Genomic DNA, 2,724 nt, shown 5'->3' on the forward strand with positions numbered 1-2,724 from the left:
ATGTTCGAATTATTGACCGAGCAAGAAAGTTGGGGAGATAAAACAGCAGCTCTATTTGTAAAAGCAGTCTATCACTGTCATATTGGTTATGCCAACGAATTAAATTTTTGGATTGATGCACCTAGCAAACTCTCAAATGATGACGAACTATTTTTACCAGTAGATGCTGTAATAAATCATATATTTCAAGAATTAGGAAATCCTTGCAGCAAAACATTTAAAGGCATCAACGAACACCTAAAAAATAATTTCCCGGAAAGCAATTTTGAAGTTTGGGACGACCTTTGGTTTTGGGGTTTTATAACTCAAAAAGGAAGCGGTGATAAAAGAACTATGGTATTCAATGAAGAAAAATATTGGAATCTTTTAGATGCCTCAAAAGACTATCAAACCATTCAAGAAACAAAAAAATTAGCCAATCAATTTATTGATTTAATAAAGCAAAATTAGATTATGAAAGATAATACAACATATAAAGATACTTCTATTGGCTTAATTCCAGACGATTGGAATATTGAACGGTTTGATAATGTTTTTGAACTTCTTTCAACCAATTCCTTTTCAAGAGACAATTTAATTTATGAAGAAACTCAAAATCAAATTCACAATATACATTATGGAGATATTCATTCAAAATTTAATAATGAAATATTAGATTGTGATATTGAAAAACTTCCATATATAAAGGATGATTTAATTTTAAATCAAAAATTCAATTTTTTAAAGGATGGAGATTTAATAATAGCTGATGCTTCAGAAGATTATGAAGGTGTAGGCAAGTGTATTGAAGTTAAGAATATTGGTTCAAAGAAAGTTGTTTCTGGATTGCATACTTTTATGGCAAGAGATAATTCAGGATTAACAGCCAATGGTTTTAGAACTTATATTTTTAACAATCAAAAGGTAAGTATTGAACTAAAAAAGATTGCAACTGGCACATCGGTTTATAGTATCTCAAAAAGTTATTTACAAAAATTAAAATTACCTATTCCACCGATTGCTGAACAACAAAAGATTGGAGAAATATTAAGCAAATTCGATGAAGCTATTAATACTATTACACTAATTGTTGATGAATTGAAAGTTAGGAATAAAGGGTTGGCGCAACAATTACTTTCAGAAGAAACTAGAGTAAAGGGTTTTGATAAAAAATGGAAAGTAAAAGTTTTGAGCGAATGTTTAAATTTTACTCCAAGACCAATTACAAAGCCTTCTGAAAATTATTTAGCATTAGGATTAAGAAGCCACGGAAAAGGGATTTTTCATAAAACTGATTTTGATCCGGCTTCTATTGCTATGGAAACAATGTATGAAGTCAAAGAAAATGATTTAATCATAAATATCACATTTGCTTGGGAACACGCAGTAGCAATAATTAGTAAAAAAGATGAAGGTGGTTTAGTTTCACATCGTTTTCCAACCTATACATTCAATTCTCAAAATGCAATTCCTGAGTATTTCAGACATTTTATTTTACAAAAGAAGTTCAAATTTTTATTGGAATTAATATCACCAGGTGGTGCAGGTCGAAATAGAGTAATGAGTAAAACAGACTTTTTGAAATTAGAAGTTAAACTTCCTGATGTTTTAGAACAAAAAGCAATCGCAAACATTCTTGATGATGCATCTGAAGAACTAAATCTATACCAACAAAAATTAGAAGCTCTACAATTACAAAAAAAAGGATTGATGCAGCAATTATTAACTGGTAAAGTGAGAGTAAAAATATAAAAAATGGAGCTATGAATTTTAATGTTTACGACTTAGGAAGTTTAAAATCTGGTGAAAGAGTGCAAGTAACTTTACAGGGGAGTGCAGCAAATGTCAGATTAATGGATAGTTCCAATTACAGTAATTATAAAAATGGAAGAAGACACACCTATTATGGTGGCTTAATTACTAAATCACCAGTAGTGCTAGGTGTACCAAGTTCGGGGCGATGGTATGTAACTGTTGATATGGTAGGATTACGAGGCACAGTAAGGTCTTCTGTAAAAGTATTACCATCTGCTTTACCAGCATATAGAGAACCTTCTCTTTCTTCTGTGCCTACTTTAGTTCACAAAGACGAGTTTAATCCGTATAACCCAATAGAAGAAGAAAAAAAATACGATGTCTTTATTTCTCACGCTTCCGAAGATAAGGAAGAAGTTGTCAGACCACTTGTTAATGCGCTTCAAAAAGAAGGATTAACAGTGTGGTATGATGAATTTGAAATGAAAATTGGAGACAGTTTAAGAAGGAAAATAGATAAAGGATTAGCAAACAGTAAGTTTGGTATTGTGGTTTTATCCAAAGACTTCATCAAAAAAGGTTGGACAAATTATGAATTAGATGGCATTATTTCAAAAGCTATTACAGGCGAACAAGTCGTTTTGCCAATTTGGCACAATATTACCAAAAAAGAAGTAATTGCTTTTTCTCCATCGCTTTCAGATAAATTAGCAAGAAATACTTCGGCTTATACTGTTGAAGAAATAGCAATAGAAATAGCGGAGTTGATTATTTCGAGTAATTAAAACCAAAAAAACAACCATCCTAATTTTATTTTTTTCAAATGACAAATTAATTATTGATATTGAAATGCTTAAAACAAAACATCAAAAATGAGTAATAATAAATTCAAAATACTATCAATAGACGGTGGAGGCATTAGAGGAATTTTTCCAGCAATGTTCTTAGTAGAATATGAAGCTAAGTTAAAAGCTGACGGCAATACAAATT

General features: G+C 30.7%; 3 protein-coding genes. All 3 read left to right on the forward strand.

Going from position 1 to position 2,724, the window contains the following annotated elements; translation table 11 throughout:
* On the forward strand, nt 1-450 hold a 450-nt coding region (locus tag PHC28_RS17955; RefSeq protein WP_300103747.1), incomplete at its 5' end, for a hypothetical protein.
* A gap of 3 nt (nt 451-453) precedes the next feature.
* The gene (locus PHC28_RS17960; protein WP_300103749.1) at nt 454-1,731 is read left to right on the forward strand and encodes a restriction endonuclease subunit S; all 1,278 of its coding nucleotides are present in this window, start codon (nt 454-456) and stop codon (nt 1,729-1,731) included.
* Nucleotides 1,732-1,742: 11 nt separating this feature from the next.
* Nucleotides 1,743-2,519, forward strand: coding sequence for a DUF1883 domain-containing protein (locus PHC28_RS17965; RefSeq protein WP_300103751.1), 777 nt, complete (start codon nt 1,743-1,745; stop codon nt 2,517-2,519).
* The last annotated feature ends 205 nt before the right edge of the window (nt 2,520-2,724 follow it).

Source organism: Flavobacterium sp. (assembly GCF_028712645.1).
In the GTDB taxonomy this organism is placed as follows: Bacteria; Bacteroidota; Bacteroidia; order Flavobacteriales; family Flavobacteriaceae; genus Flavobacterium.